Source organism: Corynebacterium sp. KPL2830, from assembly GCF_040225635.1.
Classification (GTDB): domain Bacteria; phylum Actinomycetota; class Actinomycetes; order Mycobacteriales; family Mycobacteriaceae; genus Corynebacterium.
The window spans coordinates 86,105-107,899 of record NZ_JBEHFR010000002.1; the positions used below are offsets into that span (position 1 = coordinate 86,105).

Genomic DNA, 21,795 nt, shown 5'->3' on the forward strand with positions numbered 1-21,795 from the left:
TGCCCTGGGCCGGTGGGAGGTCCAGGGCATTGGTTAGGCGTTGGGGAAGCTAGAGCAGCTCTGAAAGTTCTTGGGCGGCGGAGGTAAGAAGGTGGGCGTATTTCTTGGCGGGCGAGGGGCGGAAGCGCTCAGCGGAGCCTGAGATAGACAGCGCTGCGCAAAAAACGCCAGAAGAATCAAAGACGGGGGCGGAAATGGAAGCTAGGCCAGCTTCGCGTTCCTCGATGGATTCTGCATAGCCTTGGCGGCGGGCAGCTTCCACCTCGGCGGTGCTGAATTGCGCGGCGTCAAGGGGGAAATCCACGTAGCCGGCGATGATGCGTGCTGCAGAACCAGAGGTTAGTGGCAGCTGTCGTCCCACCGGAACCACGTTGTGTAGGCCGGATTTGGGTTCGCGAGTGGCAATGCAGGTGCGGGTGGTTCCCGTGAACTCATAGAGCTGAATGGACTCACCGGTGCGGTTGAGGAGCTGATCCATGATGGGGCCTGCGACTTCTAAGATGTGATCGCGGTTGCCGGGGAGTGCTGGACCTGCCTTCCACTTTCCTTCAGGGGTGCGCACGAGGATACGGTGTGCTTCTAACGCGGTGGCTAGTCGGTGCGTCGTTGCCCGAGGTAGTCCCGTGGTTTCACATAACTCATTAAGGGTCGATGGATGGTTTGCGGCGGCCATCATGATGGCCATTGCACGATCTAGTACCTTAATGCCGGAAACTGCGCTATACTCTCCCATATAATGAAATCTACGTCCCAAATTATGAGATTTCAAGTGTGGAGTGATGTTTATGAACCAGCAGCTGACCTTGGCAGAAAAAGTATGGCGTGACCACGTTGTCCAGCAGGGCGACGCGGGCGCACCAGACCTTATCTATATTGACTTTCAACTTTTGCACGAAGTTACCAGTCCGCAGGCCTTCGATGGGCTGCGCCTGCAAGGCCGCACAATGCGGCACCCGGAATTGCACCTGGCAACCGAGGATCACAACGTGCCAACGGAAGGCATTAAATCCGGCAACCTCTTAGAGATTAAAGATGAGATATCGCGCACCCAAGTTTCTACCTTGCGCAAGAACTGCGAAGAATTTGGCGTGCGGTTGCACTCGATGGGTGATGAGCAGCAAGGAATCGTGCACACCGTTGGCCCACAACTGGGCATTACTCAGCCCGGCATGACTATTGTGTGCGGCGATTCGCATACCTCGACCCACGGTGCGTTCGGCTCCATCGCCATGGGCATCGGCACCTCAGAGGTAGAGCACGTCATGGCTACCCAGACGCTATCTTTGAAGCCATTTAAGACGATGGCCGTCGAAGTCACCGGCGAATTGCAGGAAGGCGTCTCCGCAAAGGACCTCATCCTGGCGATCATCGCCAAGATCGGCACCGGTGGCGGCCAAGGCTACATCATCGAATACCGCGGTGAAGCCATCCGAAAGATGTCCATGGAAGCCCGCATGACCATCTGCAATATGTCCATTGAGGCCGGCGCTCGTGCCGGTATGGTTGCGCCCGATGAAACGACGTTTGAGTACGTCAAGGGTCGCGAGTTCGCTCCTAAGGGCGCCGACTGGGATGCCGCGGTGGAGTACTGGAAGACGCTGCCTACTGACGATGGCGCCGAATTCGATCGCGTCGTAGAAATCGACGGAACAGCGTTGACACCATTCGTGACGTGGGGAACGAACCCGGGTCAAGGCCTGCCACTGGGCGAAACCGTACCGGATCCGGAAGACTGTGGCGATGACAATTCCAAGGCCACCGTGAAAAAGGCCTTGGAGTATATGGACCTGCAGCCAGGCACCCCACTGCGCGATATCAAGATCGATACCGTCTTCGTGGGATCGTGCACCAATGCCCGCATCGAGGATCTGCGCGCCGCCGCTGAGGTGGTCAAGGGCCGCACCATCGATGCCAATACGCGGATGATCGTGGTTCCTTCCTCCGCGGTGGTTAAAGCCGATGCGGAAAAGGAAGGCCTCGACCAAATCTTCCAGGAGTTCGGTGCAGAGTGGCGCACGGCGGGATGCTCCATGTGTCTGGGCATGAACCCTGATCAACTGAAACCAGGGGAGCGGTCTGCATCCACGTCCAATCGTAACTTTGAAGGCCGGCAGGGCCCTGGCGGGAGAACCCACCTCGTTTCCCCACAGGTTGCTGCCGCTACCGCCGTCACCGGATACCTGTCCAGCCCGGCTGACCTGAAATAAGCACGCGAGAAAGGTTGAAATAATGGAGAAATTTATCACCCATACCGGCACCGGAGTCCCGCTTCGGGCGTCCAACGTGGATACGGACCAAATCATTCCCGCGCGCTATCTCAAATCGGTCAAGCGTACGGGCTTTGCGGAGGGCCTGTTTTCCAACTGGCGCTCTGATTCCACCTTCGTACTTAACCAAGAGCAGTTCAAGGACGGCTCTGTTCTCTTTGCAGGGCGCGACTTTGGCACCGGTTCCTCTCGCGAGCACGCAGTATGGGCCCTGCGCGAATACGGCTTCAAAGCAGTGTTCTCCTCGCGTTTTGCGGATATCTTCCGTGGCAACTCGGGAAAGTCTGGTCTGCTAACAGGGCTGATGGAACAAGAGGACATCGAGCTTATTTGGAAGCAGTTGGAGGCAGGGGAAACCCAAGTCACGGTCGATCTGGAGGCGCGCACCGTTCAGGTTGGTGAAAACACCTACTCATTCGATATTGATGACTATACGCGCTGGCGCCTGATGGAAGGCCTCGATGACATCGGCATCACCCTGCGCAATGAAGAAGCGATCACGAGCTTCGAGCACTCCCGCGCCAGCTTCAAACCTGCGGTTCACGCGGACTAATCCAGCAGGTGCGCCTCACGCTTTGGCGGGGGCGCACACCACCGTCGCCATGATCCGGGGCAGTGGTGGGGTAACGGTCAAATAACAATACTAACTTTGCAAGCGTGCAGCTGGGTTTATCTATTATTCTCTGCGGTATGACTTCGCCTTATTCCGGATCACGCGACCATGATGGCTACAACCACCACTCCCAACAGCCCTACTCAGGTGGGCAACCGGGATATTTTCGTGAGTCGCCCGGCCCAGGCGATACTGATACCGTCAGCATTATTGGCGATAGTTTCCGCTATTTCGGCCGCAATTGGGTACCGTGGCTTTTTGCCCCGCTGGTGCAAATGGTCGTTCTTTTCGTCGCATACCTCATCATTGCCATCGTCTTTGCCGCCGGTGGCGGTTCCCTTTCCATCGAGGCGGCGACCGAGGGAGCAGCCTTGGACGGTTCCCTCGGCGTCCTGGGCGTGGTGTTACTCGCCCTCGCGGTAATAGCCCTGTTAATTGTCTATCTGTGGGCAAATGCAATCTGGTACCAAGCCGCTAATAAGCAGGTCAATGGCCAGGATTTAACATTCAGGGATTTCTTCACGTTCAAGGGCATGGGTGGCATCATGCTGGCCTACCTCGTTACCAGCGTGGTCATCGGCATCGGCTTAGTCCTGCTGGTAATTCCCGGACTTTTCGCCCTGTTCTTCTGGTGGTGGGTCCCCGCCGTCAAGGCAGTACGCCCTGACCTAGGCCTAGGGGACTGCTTTAAGTTTTCCGCGGAGATCGCAAAGAGGGACGTCGGTACCACCTTGCTGGTCGGAATCTCGCTCATCATCCTCTACATGGCGCTGGGCTCAACCGTGGTGGGCGTCGTCGTGTTGCCGGGACTCATGGCCTTGACCCCCACCCTCTTTGTGCGCCGCAACCTCGGCATGCACGGCTAGGGGCAGGGGCTCGTGCGTCCCGGTCTGACTAGCGCACCGGCAGGGGGCTGGGAAGATAATCGGCGCCAGTTAATTCACCGTTATTGAAGGACAAAACCCACACCGAGGCCTTTTTAAACTTCAATTCCTCCTGCGGCTTCTTGAGGAATTGCGGCGCTAAGTCCTCAATGATGCCGGGGATGGTTTGTCCCTGGCTGATAATGACAGGCACCCCGCCGTCGTTTACAACACGACGGAAAGCTTTCTTGGCGGCCGCCGGGTTCTTTTCCCACACCTCGTCGCCAAAGTCCTTATTAATGGCAATGTCTTTACCCAGCTCATCGGCAAGCGGCGCGGCGGTTTGCTGGCACCGGTGCGGGCGAGCGGAATAGATCGCGGTGGGGTGGTATGCGGCCAGCATAGGCACGAGCATTTCCGCTTGGCGGCGGCCCTTCTTATCCAAAGGTCGCAGGTTGTCATCGCCTTCCCACTTCTTACGGTCATGGGCGTGAGCGTGGCGAACGTACAATACGCGCGTCGTGGGGGCGAGCTGCAGCCGCTTTTGCGCCTTGGCGACGACGTCGGTGTCAACGTCATAAGACAAAAGCTGCTGTGCTTGGTCAATGGGCACCCAACGCAGCTCGTCGGTCTCATCGTTGGGCGTATATGTGCCGTTGAGGTAGAACGCCGCCCAGTAATAGACCACCTTGGTGCGCCCCTGTACAGGGTAGGTAACCTTGCCAATCAACTTGCCAAGGCGCACGTGAAAGCCGGTTTCTTCCTCGATTTCCCGCGCCGCGGTAGTAGGCAGCGATTCGCCTGGGTCCACCTTTCCCTTGGGCAGGGACCAATCGTCATAATGCGGGCGATGGATGAGTGCGATTTCTGGGTTCGCAGGGTCGCCGCGCCAGACGACGGCACCGGCGGCAAGGGTAGTGCGGGGAAACTCCTTGGCGGGATCCACCGGAATTTCTTGATGCCGGCCGGAAATGAATTTTTCGGACTTTTTATCTTTATCGGTCTCGTGCATCTTCTTCGCGCTCGGCATAGCTCTTTGTGCCTTCCTTCGGTAAGTGAAAATTTGGCGTTAACCTCATGGTCATTGTTCCACGGGGGAGATCCCTGCCGCATCCTTGCCACGCCCAGAATGATAAATGCCTTAAGGTGGAAATAATAGGAAAACGTTTGGAGGAAGCCATGGTAAATGTAGCGGTGATGGGTGCTGGTTCCTGGGGTACCACCCTGGCCAAAGTATTTGCGGATGCAGGAAATGATGTCACCCTGTGGGCGCGACGGACCGAATTGGCGGACGCGATTAATAGAACGCACATCAACCCGGATTATTTGCCGGATATTCACCTACCTGCGGCACTGCGCGCCACACACGACGAGGCAGAGGCGCTCTCCGGCGCGGATATCGTGGTCTTCGGCGTGCCATCGCAGTCCTTGCGTGCCAACGTGGAGCGGTGGGCGCCCGCACTGCCTGAAGATTCCACCCTGGTCTCCATTTCCAAGGGCGTAGAGACCAGCACGCTAAAGCGCATGAGCGAAGTCATCGTGGATGCGGCGGGCGTGGATCCCCAGCGCGTGGCGGTACTTTCTGGGCCCAACTTGGCTAAAGAAGTGGCGCAGGGGCAGGTTGCGGCCACGGTCATCGCCTGCACCGACGAAGAGCGTGCCAAGGCGGTGCAGGCGGCCATCGCAGCGCCCTACTTGCGGCCCTACACAAATACCGATGTCATCGGCGCCGAAATCGGTGGTGCTTGCAAAAACGTCATCGCCTTGGCCTGCGGCATGGCCTCAGGCAAGGGGCTGGGCAATAACACCATGGCTACGATGATTACCCGCGGCCTGGCGGAAATTACGCGCCTTGGCATGGCATTGGGCGCGGAGCCTTTCACCTTTTCCGGCTTGGCAGGTTTGGGCGATTTGGTGGCTACGTGTAACTCTACGCTCTCGCGCAACAGAACCTTCGGTTATCGCCTCGGTCAAGGCGGCAGCCTAGAAGAAGCGAAGGCGGCCACCAATGGCCAGGTGGCAGAAGGTGTGTTTTCTTCGGATTCCATCTTCCGCTTAGCCCAGCAGGCTGGTGTAGAGATGCCCATTACGGAAGCCGTCTACGGTGTGTGCCATCAAGGCATGGCGGTAGACGATATGATTATCGCCCTTATGGGTCGCTCCAAGAAGTCGGAGTAGCAGAAAGGTAAAATCATCGCCTATGACTGAAAAGACCCGCGTGGCCGTCCTTTATGGTGGCCGCAGTACCGAGCACTCCGTGTCCTGCGTATCTGCAGGCGCAATTATGAAGCACCTCGATCCGGAAAAATTCGAGGTGGTGCCCATTGGCATTACGCGCGAGGGTACGTGGACGCCCGGTGATACCGAGGGGCTAGAAATCGTCGATGGCGTCATGCCAGAGGTCAAGTACGGCACGGAAATGGCATTGTCTGTCGATCCTTCGCGCAAGGGCGAAATCCGCGCGATTAATGATGGATCGTTGTATGCCCAGGTCGACGTTATTTTCCCCATTCTCCACGGTCCCTATGGTGAAGACGGCACTATGCAGGGGTTTTTTGAGCTTTCCGGTATCCCTTATGTGGGCCCTGGCGTATTGGCGTCTTCGGTGGGGATGGATAAGGAATTTACCAAGAAGATTCTATCCGCAGCGGGCTTGCCGGTGGCACCAGAGGCTATCGTCCAAGGGCGTACGGAATTAACCGCGGAGGAAAAAGACAGCCTCGGTCTCCCGGTCTTCGTCAAACCCGCCCGCGGGGGCTCTTCGATTGGAGTATCCAAGGTGAGCGACTGGGCAGATTTCCCAGAAGCCATACGCATTGCCTTGGAAGACGATGACAAAATTTTGGTCGAGCCAGAAATCGTCGGCCGCGAGGTGGAAGTCGGTGTCCTGCAATACCCGGATGGCGAGCTGATTGCCTCGGTGCCGGCCCTGCTCAAGGGCATTGATGATTCCGATGAGGGTTTCTATGGCTTTGAGACCAAGTACCTAGATAACGTGGTTACGGCCCAGATTCCCGCGCCTTTCCCGGAAGAGCTCACGGAGCAATTGCGCGATATGGCGATTCAGGCCTTTAAGGCGCTCAACTGCGCCGGCCTTTCCCGCGTGGATTTCTTCGTCACCGAAGAAGGCCTGTACATCAATGAGGTCAATACCCTGCCGGGATTTACCCCGATTTCCATGTACCCGCAGGTGTTGGCGGCCTCTGGCGTGGATTATCCCACGCTACTTGAGGTGCTCATCGCCCGCGCCCAAGCACGCACCGCGTAAGCCCGTACCGCGTGACGTAGCGGTACGGCAGTCACGCTGGTTTTACCTTTCTGGAATGTGCTCCGCGGTGATATCGCTGAGGGCCACCAATGCTGCCTGCGCGGAATCCTGCGGGGCGTGCAGTGCCAGGTAATTCTCGCGGCCTAGCGCAAACCAGGTTCCAGCAGTAGTGCCTTGCGCCAAGGTCGTGTCCTCAAACCACGCAATGTCGTTGACCTGTTGGAGCTGCACGCCTGCCTCGTAATTTTCCGGCTGGGCGATGCCACAGCGCGCGACGATGTCCTCGTGCCCCTCAGAGCTCCACACGTAGGTGTCCTTATCGTCTACATCGCGGCGGTGGTAGCCATCCGCAATCTCATCCGGTAGCGCCTTTTCTACTGCGGCGCAGCGGTCATTTTTGGCCGGTTTCAGATCGCGCAACGGGGCAGGGTGGGTCTCCGCTGGCTTATTCTCCAGGGTAGAAACGGCCTCGTTGAGGTCCTTCGGCTCTTCGTCATTAAAAGTCGTTACCGCCACGACGGGAAAGCGCTGGGTCGAATACCAGGTAGAAAGGTTGGAGCCAGAGGTTGCGTCCTTTACCTTGAACCACTGCTCACCATCGATATCTTGCGTGGTGGAGTAATCGGTGTACTGGAAGGGCATGGAAACACCACAGCGCGCCGTTACCTTTTCCTGGGAATTGGCGGCCCAGGCGGCAACGCCGGCGGGTACGGGTTCCGCAACATCGGCGCGCGGTTGACCCATGGCTTCATCGGGAAGCGCGTGCACAAAGTCAGTGCACGCCTGCGAGTTGGCCTCTGGGGAATCCACCGGGGAAACCGCCACGGGGGACTTGGCCGTGTTTGTGAATACGTATTTCGCGCCGAAAAGGACCGCTAGAACCATCACTATGGACAACCCAAGTGAAATGAAGATCGCGGTGCGGTTAAATTGGGATGTCATAGGGGCTCATTTTATCGAAAGGATGCCGGTGAACTTAAGTCAGACTCTCGCGGACGTGGGGGAGCAGGCGGTGATTCGAGAAATTACCGCGGCCGCTCCCAGTAGCTTGAATGGCGATGATGCTGCTGTGCTTTTCGCGGCACCACCTAATTCACGCACGGTGGCCTCTACCGATCTGATGGTAGATGGCCGGCACTTCCTGCGGGAATGGTCCACGCCGCGCGAAATTGGCAAAAAGGCCATTCTGCGCAACTTCGCCGATATCGAAGCCATGGGTGCGCGCCCAGTGGCGGCCCTTTTAGCCATCGCTGCACCGAGCGACACGCCGGTGAGTTTCGTCAGGGGCGTGGCCAAGGGCATCGCCGAGCATTGCTCTTTCTACAATGCTGAGCTGGTGGGCGGGGATATTACGAAATCGGACCTGCTGGTTATCAATATCACCGCCATTGGCTTTTTGGGCGGCAGCCGGGCCGCGTTGACCCTTGATGCGGCGCGGGCGGGCCAGAAGGTCGTGGCCCACGGCGAGATTGGCCACGCCGCAGCAGGCTTGTCCCTGCTGCAGCGATTTGGCCGCGACCTGCCGGCAGAGCATGCGGATTTGTACCCGCTCATTGATGCCCAATGCGCCCCGTGGCTCAGCCCCGGCCGCGGCGTTATCGCCCGCGCCGCTGAGGTTACGGCCATGACCGATAATTCCGATGGCCTCATCCAAGACTGCGGAACCATGGCGCAGCGCTCTGGGGTACACATTGATTTGGATGCCGATGCCATCCAGCCCGATCCACTCCTGCACGCCGCGGCCGCCGTCCTTGACTGCGATCCGTGGCAATGGGTCCTAGCCGGCGGCGAGGACCATACCCTGATTGGAACCACCGCAAAGCAGGCGCCTTCGGGGTTCCGGGAAATCGGCACCGTCTCGCGCGGCAGCGGCATCACCGTAGATGGTCAACGACCCCGTTATGCAGAAGGGTGGGCAGGATTTTAGATATGCACCCGACTTACCATCCCTCGTGGGAACCGGTTCTCGCGCCGGTGCTGGAGCAGCAGTGGCCACGGATTTCTCAGGCGCTGGACAATCAGGATTACCTGCCGCCGGCAGAAGACGTATGCAGGGCATTGCAGATGCCGCTTGACGATGTCCGCGTGCTCATCGTCGGCCAAGATCCCTATCCCACCCCCGGCCACGCGATGGGGATGGCCTTTTCCACCAAGCCAGGGGTTAAACCCCCGCGGTCCTTGGTCAATATTTACCGCGAGCTGTATGACGATGTGGGCGTTCGCGGGCGCGAAGACGGCGATCTGAGCGCCTGGGCCGACCAGGGGGTACTGCTTCTGAACCGGGTGCTGACCGTGGCGCCGGGGCAGGCGGGATCGCACCGGCGCATCGGCTGGGAAGAGGTGACCGAGGCCGCCATTCGCGCCCTTAACCGCACGCCTATGGTGGCCATTTTATGGGGCCGCGATGCCCAAACCTGCGAGCGCTTCCTCCCCGATGTGCCCTGCATTACCTCCCCGCACCCGTCGCCGCTTTCGGCCAGCCGCGGGTTCTTTGGGTCCCGCCCATTTTCCCGGGCAAACGCCCTTTTGCGGGACCAAGGCGCGCGAGAGATCGCGTGGGACTTGTAAACTATTGCGCATGTCATACCCCAGCACGCTGGACGCTCACGGATTGCGCAATTGGGCGCACCGCGCTGTAGGCGAGCTTTCCCATCGGCGCGCCGAAATCAATGCGCTCAACGTTTTTCCGGTGCCGGATTCTGATACCGGCTCGAATATGGCGCACACCATGGAAGCCGCCGTCGCCGAGGTGGAAAAGGGCGGCGGCGACGTTGCGGCCGCGCTAGCCATGGGGGCTGTGCGCGGGGCGCGGGGAAATTCCGGAATGGTCCTCTCGCAGGTCTTGCGCGGGGTCGCGGAGGCCACCGTGGATTCCACCATCGATGGCGCCATCTTTGCGGCTTCGCTTATGCATGCGGTAGAGCTCGTGGACCGAGCCATTGCGGAGCCGGTGGAAGGCACGGTCATTACCGTATTGCGGTGTGCGGCAGAAAAGGCGGAGCACACCGCGCGGCAACCCGAATCTAGTTTTCACGGCGTCGTAGCGGAGACGATTTCGGCAGCCCAGAAAGCCCTTGCGGAAACACCCTCGCAGCTGCCAGAACTGCGTGCAGCCGGGGTCGTGGATGCAGGCGGTGCCGGTTTAGTCATCCTTTTAGAAGCCCTCCTTGCAGAAATCGAGGGCACTACCAGCCACGCAGCCGAATCCATGGAAGAGACCGTCACTGAACTCGAGGTGGTCTTCTTTTTCGAAGGCGATAGCGCGGTACTGAAGGAGAAGATTGCCCCCTTGGGCACGAGCCTGGTCATCGCGCAGGCAGGAGAGGATAGCGCCTCCATCCATATCCATTCCACCCAGGCCGGTGAGGTCATCGAAACCGCCTTTGCCGCAGGATCGGTCAGTAACTTGCGGCTTGAGGCACTTCCGGAGACCTCGGCCCCGCGCGGAGACACTGGCGCCGGTCATACGCGCACCGTCTATGCCGCAGTGCCCGCCGGCCCCGTGGCTGAGCTTGTGCAGTCCGCTGGGGTTACGGTGGTCGAACCAGGAGAAACCATCCACGCGGCTGGCGAGGACATCGTCTTATCCAGCGGGCTAGAAGAACACGCAACTGCAGCGCATACCGTGGACATTTCTTCGCTTGCGGCGGGGCTTGCCGCCATCTCCGTCTATGAGCCGGATAATGCGGATACCGCCGCGGTAGTAGAATCCATGCGCGATGCGGCGCAGTCGATGCGGGTGGCGCACCCAGCGGAAGAATCTGAAGAAGCCATCGCTAAGATGTGCCGCCAGCTGCTCGCCGCAGGCGGGGAGCAGGTCACGGTCATTAGCCCGCTTACTATCTCGCAGGAAGAATTGGCGGCAGAGCTTGGCGTCGACGTTGTGGCCCTGCAGGTGCCGGATATTCCCACTGAGATTGGGGTGGAATAGCGATGCTTGGCTGGCAAGATGATCGCCCGTTGACCGATGTTTTGGATAAAAAAGACGCCACGAAGATCACCAAGGCGCTGGGATATAAGACCTGCGGGGAACTCTTGGCGCACTATCCGCGCGATTATATTCGCCATAATAAAGACGTGGGGCTTGGCGATGCCGCCGAGGGCGATATCGTCACCGTAACCGGAACCGTAACGGGAATAACGACCCGCGATACGGGCAAGACGACCATCATCAACGTCCAGCTCGATGGTCATATTATCGCCACGTTTTTTAATGCCATGTACGTCTTGCGCATGCTCCACCGTGGGCAGCGGGTGATGATGAGCGGAAAATTGAAATATTTCCGCCAGCAGCCCCAGCTGCAGCAGCCGGACTTCGTAGAAATCGACGCCTTCGGGCGCCCAGACGGAGAACTCGCCGCCTACCGCGAACAGGCGCCAACGGCGGGGAAAAGAAAGCCCCAGAAGGCAACCGGGTCCCTGCGCAACCTGTCCCAATTCGGGCGGCTCGATACATTATTGCTCGAGCGGGAATGGATCCCGGTGTATCCCGCCACGGCGAAGATCACCTCGTGGTACCTCATGGGGGCCATCCACTACGTGCTCGCGCACACGCCAACCATTAGGGAACCTTTAGACCAGCAGATGATTATCAGCCTGGATCAAGCGGTGCGCGAAATCCATGAGCCCGGCGCGGCTGGCCCGCAGCGCGCGATCCAGCGCCTCAAGTACAACGAGGCGCTCTCCATTGGCCTGGTCATGGCGCTGCGCCAGCGCGATGCGCACGCGCACACGGCGCCGACGATGCCCGCCATTTTGGGCGGCTTCCGCGAAGAGTTATTGACCCACCTGCCTTTTGAGCTCACACGAGGCCAGCGACGGGTCATCACTGAGATCGATGATGACCTGTCTGGTTCCTTACCCATGATGCGCTTGTTGCAGGGCGAGGTGGGCTCGGGGAAAACGATGATCGCCACCTGCGCCATGCTGCAGACCGTCGATGCTGGGAGCCAGGCGGCGCTGCTTGCTCCCACCGAGGTTTTGGCTTCCCAGCACGCGGCCTCTATTGGCACGTCGGTGCCAGAAGGCGTCAAGGTTGTGCTCTTAACCGGCTCCATGCGGACCGCCGAGAAGCGCCAAGCCCTCCTGGATATCGTCTCGGGTGAGGCTAATATCGTCATCGGCACGCATGCCATCATTCAAGAATCGGTCGAGTTCTTCGATTTGGGGTTGGTGATCGTGGATGAGCAGCACCGCTTTGGCGTAGAGCAACGCGATAGCCTGCGCTCTAAGACGCGCGAGGGGATAAGCCCCCACGTTTTGGTCATGACGGCAACCCCCATCCCACGCACCATCGCCATGACGATTTTCGGTGATCTCGCGGTATCGACGCTCGCTGAGCTGCCCGGCGGGAGAAAGCCGATTCAATCCGCAGTGGTGGCGGAGTGGCGGCCCATATGGGTGGCGCGGGCGCTCGAGCGCATCCGCGAGGAAGTGGCGCATGGCCACCAGGCTTATATCGTCTGCCCGCGCATCGAAGGCGAGGGCGGCGTGCTTGAACTGGCGGAACAGCTTGCTGCTGGCCCGTTTAAGGGGCTGAGGGTAGATATCTTGCACGGCAAGATGCCGAATAAGGATGAGGTCATGACCTCATTTGCCCGGGGCGAGATCGATATCTTGGTATCCACCACGGTCATCGAGGTGGGCGTCGATGTTCCCAACGCCACGGTCATGCTCATCCGCGAGGCGGAGAATTTCGGCGTCTCCCAGCTACACCAATTGCGCGGGCGCGTAGGCCGCGGTGGCAACGCGTCCATTTGCCTGATGCATACGAAAGCGGAGGATAACTCGGCCTCGTATCGGCGCATTACCCAGATTGCCCAGACCTCGTCTGGGTTTGACCTTGCGGAATTAGACCTTCGGCAACGCCATGAGGGCGATATCCTGGGTGCGGTGCAATCTGGTACGCACCGGACGCTGCGGTTGCTCAACCTTGCCGATGACCAAGATATCGTTGAGCGCACTCACGCGGATGCGTATGCCATGGTCCAGCGCAATCCCCAGTTGGCCGAAGAGTTGACGCGGAATTTGAGTCAAAGCGAGCAGGAATACTTGGAGAAAAATTAAGAGGGGATAGGCTATAGGTATGAAAATCTACGCCCCCTTCGCGGGCATCGTTCGCTGCCATGTCGATGTAGGCGAGAAGATCAGCACTGGTCAAGAGCTAGCTACCGTTGAGGCGACGAAGCTGGAATCGCCCGTCGTGTCCCCAGGCCCGGGGACGATTACTCGCATAGCGGTGGCAGATTTTAGCGATGTTATTGGCGGAGACTTAATTATGGAGATTGGAGAAGCGTAAATGACGCGGATTATTGCAGGCGAAGCGCGGGGGCGGACCATCAAGGTTCCGGCGGAGGGTACGCGCCCGACCGCCGATCGCGCGAGGGAAGGCCTGTTTTCTTCGTTGAATGCCCGCTGGGGGTTCCAGGGTTCCAAGGTGCTTGACCTATTCGCTGGTTCCGGTGCCTTGGGGTTGGAAGCATTAAGCCGTGGGGCAGAAGAGGCGGTGCTGGTGGAATCGAACCCTGCGGCGGTGTCCATCATCAAGCACAACATTGGCGTGGTGAAACATCCTGGTGCCCGCGTGGAGGAAAGGAAGGTATCTACGTACCTGGCCAGTGCCCCGCGCGGCTACTTCGATCTTGTTCTAGCGGATCCGCCTTATGCGTTTGACGATGTCGCCGGGCTCATCGCCGCAATAGAGCCAGTGCTTACAGATAGCGCGATGGTGGTCATTGAACGCCACGTCGAATCGCCCGAGACCGAATGGCCAGAAGGGTTTGTGCCGACGGGGCAGAAATTAAAGAAGCGTACCTTCGGCATCGCGCGCATGGATATGGCAGTCTATACCCGTCCCGGCACCGACGATGCCGATGACACCTTAGATAACTAGAGAAAGCGATATTTTATGACCACAGCCGTATGTCCTGGGTCTTTTGACCCCATCACTCTTGGCCACGTCAATATTTTTGAGCGCGCCAGCCAGATGTTTGATGAGGTTACGGTGCTTGTTACTGGCAACCCAGAAAAGCCTTCCGGGTTATTTAGCGTGCACGAGCGCATGGATCTCATCCGCCAAAGCGTGGATTCGCGCATTAACGTGGACTATTGGTCCGGCCTGCTCGTGGACTATACCTCGCAGCACGGCGTAGACGTTTTGGTCAAGGGACTGCGTTCTTCCCTGGACTATGAATACGAGCTGCCGATGGCCCAGATGAACCGGCGCTTGTCCGGCATCGATACGGTCTTTTTGCTAACCGATGAAAAGTACGGCTACATCAGCTCTTCCCTGTGCAAGCAGGTCGCGCAATTTGGCGGCGAGGTCACCGGCATGCTTCCTGATCCGGTAGTACAAGCGGTGAAGGAAAAATACCGCCGATGATATTGGCGCTGATTATTTTTGCCGTCGTTGTCGCGGGATCCACCCTGCAACGCGTCTCCGGCATGGGGCTTGGCCTTATTGGCGGGCCGATTCTCATGTTGGTGATGGGCCCGGTAGAAGGCATCCTCGTGATCAACGTCTTGGCAGCGGTCAATGCGCTGCTGACCACGGTGACTGTCCGCCGCAATGTTAGCTGGCGAATGTTTGGGCTCATCGCGCCAGTGATGATTATCGGTTCTCTCGCGGCCGCAGCGTTGATTAGCAAGATCGATACCGCAGGGCTATTGATAGTGGTGGGTACAGCACTGCTCATCGCCTTGGCAGTGGTGACCTACGGCGCTAGGTTCGTCCCGCCGATGGAAGGCAAGGGACCTGCCATCTCCGCGGGCATTCTTGGCGGATTTACCAATACTCTGGCGGGAGTGGCCGGCCCAGTCATTACCGTCTACGCTCAGGCAGCCAAATGGCCGCAATCCATGTACACGGCGACCCTGCAACCGATCTTTGTGGTGGGCGGAATCTTTTCCGTTATCACCAAGACCGCGCTCGGTGCCGCGACATTTGATGGCTTGCCCTGGATCATTTGGCCCGCAGGCATTGCCGGCATGTTCATCGGCATCTGGCTGGGATCGCGCATCGCGCACGCGGTGTCCAGGGATATCGCGCGCGCACTGTCGCTATCGGTCGCTAGCCTCGGCGCTCTCAGCGCACTGATTCGCGGCATCGTCACCTACGGTGCCTAGGGCGCGGCTGGCACCGCACGAGGTTTACCTAAAGAAGCGAGGACAAGAACTCTTTGGTGCGCGGCTGCTGTGGATTGTCGAGCACTTCAGCCGGGGTACCGGATTCAAGGACTACTCCGCCGTCCATGAAGAAGATTCTATCGGCGACCTCGCGCGCAAAGCCCATCTCGTGGGTGACCACGAGCATGGTCATACCCAGGGCGGCGAGATCCTTCATGACGCGGAGAACCTCGCCAACGAGCTCGGGATCGAGGGCGGAGGTGGGTTCATCGAAAAGCATGAGCTTGGGCTCCATCGCCACGGCGCGGGCGATGGCAACGCGCTGCTGCTGGCCACCAGAAAGCTGAACCGGGAAGTTATCGGCCTTGGCCGCAAGTCCCACCTCGTCTAACAGCTCCATGGCACGCTTCCGGGCCTTATCCTCCGGCACCTTCTTGACCTGCATCGGTGCTTCAATGATGTTTTCAATCACCGTGCGGTGGGGAAAGAGGTTGAAAGATTGGAATACCATGCCGATATCGGAGCGTTGCTGCGCAGCTTGCTTCTCGCTGATCTCGTACAGGATTCCGTTCTTTTCGCGGTAACCAATCAGCTCGCCATCGACATAAAGGCGGCCTGCCGTGGCCTTATCCAGGTGGTTAACGCAGCGCAGGAAGGTTGACTTACCGGAACCAGATGGACCCAACAAGCAGGCAACCTCGCCGGGCTGGACCTCTAAGTCGATGCCCTTGAGCACCTCGAATTGACCGAAGGATTTGTGCACATTTTGCGCGGAGATCATGGGAATAGTCATTAGTTTTTACCCTCCTGGATTACGGAGACGTTGCGGGGGATAGTACCTTCGGCATCGGCAAGCGCGGCAAGTTGGCGCCCGGTGAGCTCGCGGGTGGCGCCGCGCTCAAAGTGGCGCTCGAGGAAGTACTGGCCCACCATGAGCAGGGAAGTAATGACCAAGTACCACGAGGCAGCGACCATCAAGAGCGGAATGGGCTGGAAGAGGGCTGCGGAAATGTCCGTAGCGCGGCCGAAGATCTCGTGGGTATAGGGAATGGCAACCACCAGTGACGAGGTCTTGAGCAAGGAAATGAACTCATTGCCTGTCGGCGGGATGATAATGCGCATCGCCTGCGGCAACACGGTGCGCCGCATGGTCATCCACCAAGACATGCCGAGGGCCTTTGATGCTTCTTTTTGGCCTTCTGGCACCGAGGAAATGCCCGATCGCACGATTTCTGCCATATAGGCGGCCTCATTGAGGCCCAAGCCCATGACAGCCAAGAAGAAGGCATTGGTCAACACGCTTTGCAGGGAGATCTCTGTAAAGCCCAAGTTGATGGACTGGTAAATCGCAGAAAGCAAGCCCCAGAAGACCAGCTGGACATAAATCGGGGTGCCGCGAAAAATCCACAAGAAGATCCAGGAAATGGCGCGCAGGATGGGATTGGGTGACATGCGCATCACGGCGAGGATGGCGCCGCCTACCACGCCAATGATCATGGACAAGATGGTGATCGCAATCGTGTGCAGAGAGGCGATAGCGATGCGCTGATCAAAGAGATACTGGAAGTACGTATCCCACCCAAAGGCCTCATTGCGCGCGGAGGCAATGACAAACCACAGGCCAAGAATAAGTAGCACGGCTGCGCAGAGCCACCGCCAGGGGTGGCGCAGTGGCCGGGCTTCGATCTTGGCTGGTGCCTCCTGCTGCGCCGTGGGGCCGGCTGCCTCTTTGTGCTCGTTAACCATTTATGGGCCTTTCATTAATCATCGCCTGGTCTACTAATCCATCTTCAATTCCCCAGCGGGCCAAGATCTCCGCGTACTCACCGGTATCAATGAGGTGTTGGAGGGCAGCGGCTGAGGCCTTGGCCAAGTCCGAGTCCTTCGGGACCGCGAAGCCGTAAGGGGAGGCCTGGAACATATCGCCTACAGCGCGCATCTTTCCCTCGGAGCGATTGACCGCCCAAGCGGTCACCGGCGAGTCCGCGGACAGGGCATCGGCGCGGCCCATAAGGACGGCGAGCGCGGCGTTATCCCCGGTGTCATAGGACAAGACGGTGAGATCGCCATCGCATGCTTCTTGCTTGGGGCGCACATCATCGGTCTCTGACACGGTGGTGCGCTGCACGGCGACGGTCAGACCGCAAGGGTTTTGGGGATCGACCCTATTGGGGCCATCGACAAGCTCTGCCCACTGGATGCCCGCATAGAGGTGGTCCACGAAGTCGAACTCATCGCGGCGATCGGCCGTATCCGTAAACCCGGAGGCGCCCATGTCTATCTGGCCGGATTGGACCGCGGGCAGGATCATGGAAAAGTCTTGCTCTAGGGCCTGGAATTTTAGGCCCAGCACGCCTGCGACGGCGCGGGCAAGGTCGAGCTCTACGCCCTGCAGATCGCCGTGGGAGTCCTTGAGCTGAAATGGGGCATAGGGCGGGTTTGTACCTGCCGTGAGCACACCGTCATCGTCGTGGTACATCGCGGCGATCTCTGGAACCTCGCTGGTTTCTGGCTCCTCCCACCCCTCTGGAGTCGAATCCTCCTCGTTGACCACGCACGCGCTCAAGGGGAGTACGCACGCCACCACGGCGGCCGTTAGTGGTCGATGATTAATCGCCCAGGGCATTAATACTCCGCCGTCCTTTCCTCGATGGCTTGCGCGTTTCTGCGGTCGACGTAGATGAAGATGGACACGATAATGGCACCGAGGATGAAGTACCCAATGATGGCGCCCGAAGAGGCGTCCTGGTCTGCACCCCACGGCCATAGGGCGCGCAGGGATCCCAGCATGAAGCCCGCCATGGCGGCCAGGGTGGGCGCGCGGTGGGTGCTCAGCAAATAGTTGAGCAATTTGATGAAGGCGGCGAGACCACACAGGGCACCCAGCGCAAAAACGCCCATGGTGCCTAACTCGCGGTCCGATACCGCGCCGATGATCGGCTGGTATAGCCCCATGGTCAGCAAGATGAGCGAGCCGGAAATGCCCGGCAGGATTAGCGCGCATACAGCAATCGCCGCGGCAAAGAAGACCACGATGAGGCTCGGGTCATCTTGCGGCTCGGAGGTAAAGCCCGTGACGATGAAAATCAGGACGGCAGCAGCGATAAACGCGATGATGGAGGAGGGGGCGGTGCGCTCCGCCTTAGACAACATGGATAGCGGAACGATGATGGAAATGACCACCATGCCTAAAAAGAGGGCGCTGGAGGCAGAGACGTTGTTGTCGACGAAGTTAGACAGGAGCGTAGAAAAACCGAAGACGGCGATCAGCATGCCGACGGCGACGGAGGCCAGAAAGGACCACTCGACCTTTTTGAAGTTGCCGGAGATGAGGTCATTGGCATTGCGGACGGCGCGCTCATAAATCCCCACGATGAGGGCGACGGTTCCGCCGGAAATGCCGGGAACCAGCTCGGCCATACCGATGAGGGCGCCACGAATGGCGTTCAAAATATAGTGCATAAATTAAAAATCTACCTGGGTATAAGACATGACTGCGGTTGACGGGCCACTCGGGGTGCCAAAAACTCGTGGCTCAAGACCGAACGGCGTGGTGTACCATCGCCCGCGGTGGTTTAAGTCTGCATATCTTTCATTACTTTAACGGTTATCTACCTTATATGAGATGGGCTTGTGCTTAAAGTCTCGAGGTAAGAACGTGTTATTTTGCAACGGCTATGCTTCTCGAGCGTTGTGTAAATATGCAATTCGTGGAAGGATATACGCACAATCGAGGCAGCAGCAAGATAAACAAGGTGGCATGACGAAACCCCGCTTCCTCCGTGGATATTTATCCGGAAGGAAGCGGGGTTGAAATGTGCCCCTGGTGAGACTCGAACTCACACCAACTAACGTAATGTAAGTGGGGTTGCCCGCAAATCGTGGACACGTAGTGGAGCTACCTAGTGGTTAGGCAGCTATTTCTTTTCTGCTGGTGGTTAGGCTGGTGTGGTTCTCGAAATCGACGGGGCTGACCATCCCGAGTGCGGAGTGCCGGCGCCGACGGTTGTAGACGACTTCAATCCAGTAGGCAACGGCCTTGCGGGCAGCATCGCGGGTTGGCCAGCGCTTCCGGTCGTAGAACTTAAGTTTTAAGCGTCGACCAGAACGACTCGGCCATCGCGTTATCGAAGCACACCCCGGTACGCCCCACAGACTGAGCAACACCTAGGTTGCGGCACACCTCCCAGAGCTTCTCACTGGTGAATTGGGTTCCCCGGTCGGCGTGAAACACCAGCCCGTCAGGAGCGTCACCACGCAGCGTATGCGCCATCCGCAGTTCTCGTTCGACCAAACTTGTGTCTTGCACACTATCCATAGCCCAGCCCAGTACCCTGCGGGAATGACCATCGCGAACTGCGCATAAGTACAACCAACCCTCGCCGGTGCGCAGGTAGGTAATGTCCGACATCCATACCCGGTTGAGCTCGCCGGTATCAAACATGCGCTTTACCAGGTCAGGAAGACTCGACTTACGTTTAGATTGAATCGTTGTCACGGGCACAAAAGCACGCGGTGAAATCCCTTCAATTCCCATCAGGCGCATCCGCTTAGCCACAGTCTTACGATTCACACTGATCTGGTAGCGCTCACCTAGCTCTGCGGTGATTCGCGGGGCACCATAGACCTCGTCGGAGTCTTTTCAGATCTGATGAATCTTGCGATCAACATCATCGTAAAAAGATGTCCGATCATCTTTTCCGGATAAGCGTTGCTGCTGTATATGGGCCCATGTGTAGTATCCAGACCGAGACACCTTCAACAAGCGTGCCATACGCTTGATGCTGTAGTTAGCCTTCTCTGGCTGCATTAATTCGAACTTTTCTGATCGCGTTGCCTTAAAGCGAAGAAGGCTGTCGCTTTTGACAAAAACTCATTATCCATCTTGGCTTCTGCCAGCTCACGACGCAGACGAGCGTTCTCAGCACGAAGATCCGCCTCGCTTAGCCCATCAGAGGATCCTCGGCGTTGACGCTCATTTTTCACCCACCGACCTAAAAGGCCAGGTGCGACACCAATTTCTTTCGCTACATGAGCAATCGGGCGTTCTGACTCGATTACCAGGTTCGCGGCTTCACGCCGGTACTCCGGCGTGAATTTCTGGCGTTGTTGACTCACAATGAACATCCTCTCCTACGGACACAAAATCCGCACTAATCGGGTGTCCACTAAACCAGGGTAACCTCATAAGGGTCTGACCAGGGAGTAATTTATGTTGTCACGTTTTGCGACAACGATTTGACAACGCCAATACCCAAAAATCTCACAAAACCAATACTGATAAAAACATCCAAAGTTAGAAAGGAACCCCATTGCGGCAAAAAGTAGCAAAGGACCTGACCCCTGTTAGGTAGACACCTGATATCCAGCCCGGTTGGGTTGGGAAGAAAGGTAATCTTCCACCATGCCTAGGTATTCCGAACAGTTCAAACGTGATGCTGTGGCCCTCTACGAAAATAATGAGGACCTCTCACTTCACGTGGCTTCAGCAGAGCTAGGAGTCAATCGTTCCTCACTTTATTCTTGGATCAAGCAGTACGGCACCAGCAAACGTGCCCGCACGAAGACCCTGCGCGATGAAGCTCAAGTGATGACTGATTCAGAGCGGATCCGTCAGTTAGAAAGAGAGAACGCGAAGCTGCGCGAAGAACGTGACATTCTGCGTAAGGCCGCGAAATATTTTGCTTAAAGCAACTCACTGGTGATCCGCTTCCAGTTCGTCGATGACCACCGAATAAAGTACTCGCCTCACACGGATGTGCCACGTGTTAAAGCTCAATCGTTCCTCGTTCTATAAATGGGTCCACACCCGTAAAAAGCGCAGGTTAAAGATGCATTCCGACGGTCTTATTGGTGCAAGAATAAAGACCATCTTCGATGATGAGCATGGGCTTTATGGTGCTAAACGCATCGCTGCAAGCCTCAACAACGATTCGGGCATTCGCCCAATCAATCACAAGAAGGTCGCACGCATCATGAAATCCATGGGGCTTAAAGGCTTTTCGAAACAGCGTCGATGCATCACCACTCGGCGTAAGCCTGGCGACCGAGCCATGCCAGATTTAGTAGGCCGCAAATTCACTGCGGACAGGCCCAACCACGTGTACGTAGGCGACATTACGTACCTGCCGTGTAAGGGCGGCAAGAATATGTACCTGGCCACAGTCATCGACGCCTACTCGCGCAAGCTCGTTGGCCATGCACTCGCGGATCGCATGCGGGTATCGCTGGTTATCGAAGCTTTGTCTCATGCTGGAAAGGTCCGCGGAAGCCTTACAGGGGCAATTTTCCATTCCGATTACGGCAGTGTTTACACATCGCAGGCATTTAGGGACCACTGCGCCCAGCTTGGTGTGCGCCAATCCATGGGAGCGGTGGGTACAAGTGCCGATAACGCCCTAGCAGAATCGTTTAACGCCGCTTTCAAGCGTGAAGTCCTGCGTGATCGGAAAGTCTTCGAAAGTCCAATCAGCTGCCGCCAGGAAGTCTTCCGGTGGTGCATACGCTACAACACGCGCAGACGACACTCCTGGTGCAACTTTCAAGCCCCCGATGACTTCGAAGCACTTAATTCAGCTACATTGAGCCAAGTAGCATAGCTACCCTCCGACGTGTCTACTTTCCGGGGGCAGGCCCCCGGAGGGCGTAATGACATCACTC

Annotated in this window: 20 protein-coding genes and 2 pseudogenes; 14 read left to right on the top strand and 8 right to left on the bottom strand. The window is 57.9% G+C overall.

Features of this window, described 5'->3' with window-relative positions; all coding sequences use genetic code 11:
* Positions 1-49 precede the first annotated feature (49 nt).
* Positions 50-733 carry an IclR family transcriptional regulator gene (locus ABRP87_RS01295; RefSeq protein WP_349867242.1) on the bottom strand — a complete coding sequence of 228 codons (684 nt, stop codon included), beginning with the start codon at positions 731-733 and terminating at the stop codon, positions 50-52.
* Positions 734-785: 52 nt separating this feature from the next.
* Between ABRP87_RS01295 and leuC the strand changes: the two genes are divergently transcribed.
* The 3 genes from leuC to ABRP87_RS01310 all read left to right on the top strand — a co-directional run bounded on the left by leuC (position 786) and on the right by ABRP87_RS01310 (position 3,746).
* Entirely contained in the window at positions 786-2,207 is a 1,422-nt protein-coding gene (gene leuC / locus ABRP87_RS01300; protein WP_284771558.1) for a 3-isopropylmalate dehydratase large subunit, read from the top strand.
* A 22-nt stretch (positions 2,208-2,229) separates the two neighbouring features.
* Positions 2,230-2,820 (top strand): 3-isopropylmalate dehydratase small subunit, encoded by a 591-nt coding sequence (gene leuD / locus ABRP87_RS01305; protein ID WP_349863084.1) that lies wholly within the window; start codon positions 2,230-2,232, stop codon positions 2,818-2,820.
* Between the two features lie 137 nt (positions 2,821-2,957).
* A complete protein-coding gene (locus tag ABRP87_RS01310; RefSeq protein WP_349867243.1) occupies positions 2,958-3,746 on the top strand; it encodes a hypothetical protein in 789 nt (262 codons plus the stop codon).
* Positions 3,747-3,774: 28 nt separating this feature from the next.
* On the opposite strand, the gene ABRP87_RS01315 is transcribed toward ABRP87_RS01310, so the two are convergent.
* The gene (locus tag ABRP87_RS01315) at positions 3,775-4,773 is read right to left on the bottom strand and encodes an NUDIX hydrolase (protein ID WP_023026475.1); all 999 of its coding nucleotides are present in this window, start codon (positions 4,771-4,773) and stop codon (positions 3,775-3,777) included.
* A 149-nt stretch (positions 4,774-4,922) separates the two neighbouring features.
* On the opposite strand from ABRP87_RS01315, the gene ABRP87_RS01320 reads away from it, so the two are divergent.
* A complete protein-coding gene (locus tag ABRP87_RS01320; protein ID WP_023026477.1) occupies positions 4,923-5,921 on the top strand; it encodes an NAD(P)H-dependent glycerol-3-phosphate dehydrogenase in 999 nt (332 codons plus the stop codon).
* Between the two features lie 22 nt (positions 5,922-5,943).
* Complete coding sequence (locus tag ABRP87_RS01325) at positions 5,944-7,011, top strand: D-alanine--D-alanine ligase family protein (RefSeq protein ID WP_349867245.1); 1,068 nt, start codon at positions 5,944-5,946, stop codon at positions 7,009-7,011.
* 42 nt (positions 7,012-7,053) lie between these two features.
* Here ABRP87_RS01325 and ABRP87_RS01330 read toward each other — a convergent pair whose 3' ends face one another.
* Positions 7,054-7,953: a DUF3515 domain-containing protein gene (locus ABRP87_RS01330; RefSeq protein WP_349867247.1), complete on the bottom strand. Its 900-nt coding sequence runs from the start codon at positions 7,951-7,953 to the stop codon at positions 7,054-7,056.
* On the opposite strand from ABRP87_RS01330, the gene ABRP87_RS01335 reads away from it, so the two are divergent.
* Genes ABRP87_RS01335 through ABRP87_RS01370 form a run of 8 tightly spaced genes read left to right on the top strand, consistent with a single transcriptional unit; the run spans position 7,901 to position 15,135 of the window.
* Entirely contained in the window at positions 7,901-8,938 is a 1,038-nt protein-coding gene (locus tag ABRP87_RS01335; protein ID WP_034659362.1) for a thiamine-phosphate kinase, read from the top strand. The two genes, ABRP87_RS01330 and ABRP87_RS01335, sit on opposite strands and share 53 nt — an antisense overlap.
* 2 nt (positions 8,939-8,940) lie before the next feature.
* Positions 8,941-9,579, top strand: a complete 639-nt coding sequence (locus tag ABRP87_RS01340; RefSeq protein WP_023026485.1) for a uracil-DNA glycosylase — start codon at positions 8,941-8,943, stop codon at positions 9,577-9,579.
* Between the two features lie 10 nt (positions 9,580-9,589).
* Positions 9,590-10,942, top strand: a complete 1,353-nt coding sequence (locus tag ABRP87_RS01345; RefSeq protein WP_034659361.1) for a DAK2 domain-containing protein — start codon at positions 9,590-9,592, stop codon at positions 10,940-10,942.
* A gap of 2 nt (positions 10,943-10,944) precedes the next feature.
* Positions 10,945-13,077, top strand: a complete 2,133-nt coding sequence (locus ABRP87_RS01350) for an ATP-dependent DNA helicase RecG (protein ID WP_349867250.1) — start codon at positions 10,945-10,947, stop codon at positions 13,075-13,077.
* Between the two features lie 19 nt (positions 13,078-13,096).
* Positions 13,097-13,309 carry an acyl-CoA carboxylase biotin carboxyl carrier protein subunit gene (locus ABRP87_RS01355; protein WP_023026491.1) on the top strand — a complete coding sequence of 71 codons (213 nt, stop codon included), beginning with the start codon at positions 13,097-13,099 and terminating at the stop codon, positions 13,307-13,309.
* Positions 13,310-13,903 carry a 16S rRNA (guanine(966)-N(2))-methyltransferase RsmD gene (rsmD, locus tag ABRP87_RS01360; RefSeq protein ID WP_023026493.1) on the top strand — a complete coding sequence of 198 codons (594 nt, stop codon included), beginning with the start codon at positions 13,310-13,312 and terminating at the stop codon, positions 13,901-13,903.
* A gap of 15 nt (positions 13,904-13,918) precedes the next feature.
* Positions 13,919-14,392 (top strand): pantetheine-phosphate adenylyltransferase, encoded by a 474-nt coding sequence (gene coaD, locus ABRP87_RS01365; protein ID WP_005280301.1) that lies wholly within the window; start codon positions 13,919-13,921, stop codon positions 14,390-14,392.
* Positions 14,389-15,135, top strand: coding sequence for a TSUP family transporter (locus ABRP87_RS01370; RefSeq protein ID WP_349867253.1), 747 nt, complete (start codon positions 14,389-14,391; stop codon positions 15,133-15,135). The genes coaD and ABRP87_RS01370 overlap by 4 nt, the downstream gene beginning before the upstream one ends.
* A 28-nt stretch (positions 15,136-15,163) precedes the next feature.
* Here ABRP87_RS01370 and ABRP87_RS01375 read toward each other — a convergent pair whose 3' ends face one another.
* The 5 genes and pseudogenes from ABRP87_RS01375 to ABRP87_RS01395 all read right to left on the bottom strand — a co-directional run bounded on the left by ABRP87_RS01375 (position 15,164) and on the right by ABRP87_RS01395 (position 20,262).
* Positions 15,164-15,928, bottom strand: coding sequence for an amino acid ABC transporter ATP-binding protein (locus tag ABRP87_RS01375; RefSeq protein WP_023026498.1), 765 nt, complete (start codon positions 15,926-15,928; stop codon positions 15,164-15,166).
* Entirely contained in the window at positions 15,928-16,881 is a 954-nt protein-coding gene (locus ABRP87_RS01380; protein WP_023026500.1) for an amino acid ABC transporter permease, read from the bottom strand. Before ABRP87_RS01380 ends, ABRP87_RS01375 begins: the two co-directional genes overlap by 1 nt.
* Complete coding sequence (locus ABRP87_RS01385; protein WP_349867256.1) at positions 16,874-17,761, bottom strand: ABC transporter substrate-binding protein; 888 nt, start codon at positions 17,759-17,761, stop codon at positions 16,874-16,876. Before ABRP87_RS01385 ends, ABRP87_RS01380 begins: the two co-directional genes overlap by 8 nt.
* A complete protein-coding gene (locus ABRP87_RS01390; RefSeq protein WP_349867258.1) occupies positions 17,761-18,597 on the bottom strand; it encodes a DUF368 domain-containing protein in 837 nt (278 codons plus the stop codon). The genes ABRP87_RS01385 and ABRP87_RS01390 overlap by 1 nt, the downstream gene beginning before the upstream one ends.
* Before the next feature lie 447 nt (positions 18,598-19,044).
* Positions 19,045-20,262 (bottom strand): annotated as a pseudogene (locus tag ABRP87_RS01395) (IS3 family transposase).
* Between the two features lie 277 nt (positions 20,263-20,539).
* Between ABRP87_RS01395 and ABRP87_RS01400 the strand changes: the two are divergent.
* Positions 20,540-21,734 (top strand): annotated as a pseudogene (locus ABRP87_RS01400) (IS3 family transposase).
* The last annotated feature ends 61 nt before the right edge of the window (positions 21,735-21,795 follow it).

Bases quoted from the DNA above. Each gene is read 5' to 3' on its own strand.
- ABRP87_RS01310 (WP_349867243.1), top strand. From the start codon at position 2,958: ATGACTTCGCCTTATTCCGGATCACGCGACCATGATGGCTACAACCAC.
- ABRP87_RS01315 (WP_023026475.1), bottom strand. From the start codon at position 4,773: ATGCCGAGCGCGAAGAAGATGCACGAGACCGATAAAGATAAAAAGTCC.
- ABRP87_RS01385 (WP_349867256.1), bottom strand. From the start codon at position 17,761: ATGCCCTGGGCGATTAATCATCGACCACTAACGGCCGCCGTGGTGGCG.
- ABRP87_RS01390 (WP_349867258.1), bottom strand. From the start codon at position 18,597: ATGCACTATATTTTGAACGCCATTCGTGGCGCCCTCATCGGTATGGCC.
- leuD (WP_349863084.1), top strand. From the start codon at position 2,230: ATGGAGAAATTTATCACCCATACCGGCACCGGAGTCCCGCTTCGGGCG.
- ABRP87_RS01350 (WP_349867250.1), top strand. From the start codon at position 10,945: ATGCTTGGCTGGCAAGATGATCGCCCGTTGACCGATGTTTTGGATAAA.
- ABRP87_RS01340 (WP_023026485.1), top strand. From the start codon at position 8,941: ATGCACCCGACTTACCATCCCTCGTGGGAACCGGTTCTCGCGCCGGTG.
- leuC (WP_284771558.1), top strand. From the start codon at position 786: ATGAACCAGCAGCTGACCTTGGCAGAAAAAGTATGGCGTGACCACGTT.
- ABRP87_RS01295 (WP_349867242.1), bottom strand. From the start codon at position 733: ATGGGAGAGTATAGCGCAGTTTCCGGCATTAAGGTACTAGATCGTGCA.
- ABRP87_RS01320 (WP_023026477.1), top strand. From the start codon at position 4,923: ATGGTAAATGTAGCGGTGATGGGTGCTGGTTCCTGGGGTACCACCCTG.
- ABRP87_RS01325 (WP_349867245.1), top strand. From the start codon at position 5,944: ATGACTGAAAAGACCCGCGTGGCCGTCCTTTATGGTGGCCGCAGTACC.
- ABRP87_RS01330 (WP_349867247.1), bottom strand. From the start codon at position 7,953: ATGACATCCCAATTTAACCGCACCGCGATCTTCATTTCACTTGGGTTG.
- rsmD (WP_023026493.1), top strand. From the start codon at position 13,310: ATGACGCGGATTATTGCAGGCGAAGCGCGGGGGCGGACCATCAAGGTT.
- ABRP87_RS01370 (WP_349867253.1), top strand. From the start codon at position 14,389: ATGATATTGGCGCTGATTATTTTTGCCGTCGTTGTCGCGGGATCCACC.
- ABRP87_RS01345 (WP_034659361.1), top strand. From the start codon at position 9,590: ATGTCATACCCCAGCACGCTGGACGCTCACGGATTGCGCAATTGGGCG.
- ABRP87_RS01375 (WP_023026498.1), bottom strand. From the start codon at position 15,928: ATGACTATTCCCATGATCTCCGCGCAAAATGTGCACAAATCCTTCGGT.
- ABRP87_RS01380 (WP_023026500.1), bottom strand. From the start codon at position 16,881: ATGGTTAACGAGCACAAAGAGGCAGCCGGCCCCACGGCGCAGCAGGAG.
- ABRP87_RS01335 (WP_034659362.1), top strand. From the start codon at position 7,901: ATGGACAACCCAAGTGAAATGAAGATCGCGGTGCGGTTAAATTGGGAT.
- ABRP87_RS01355 (WP_023026491.1), top strand. From the start codon at position 13,097: ATGAAAATCTACGCCCCCTTCGCGGGCATCGTTCGCTGCCATGTCGAT.
- coaD (WP_005280301.1), top strand. From the start codon at position 13,919: ATGACCACAGCCGTATGTCCTGGGTCTTTTGACCCCATCACTCTTGGC.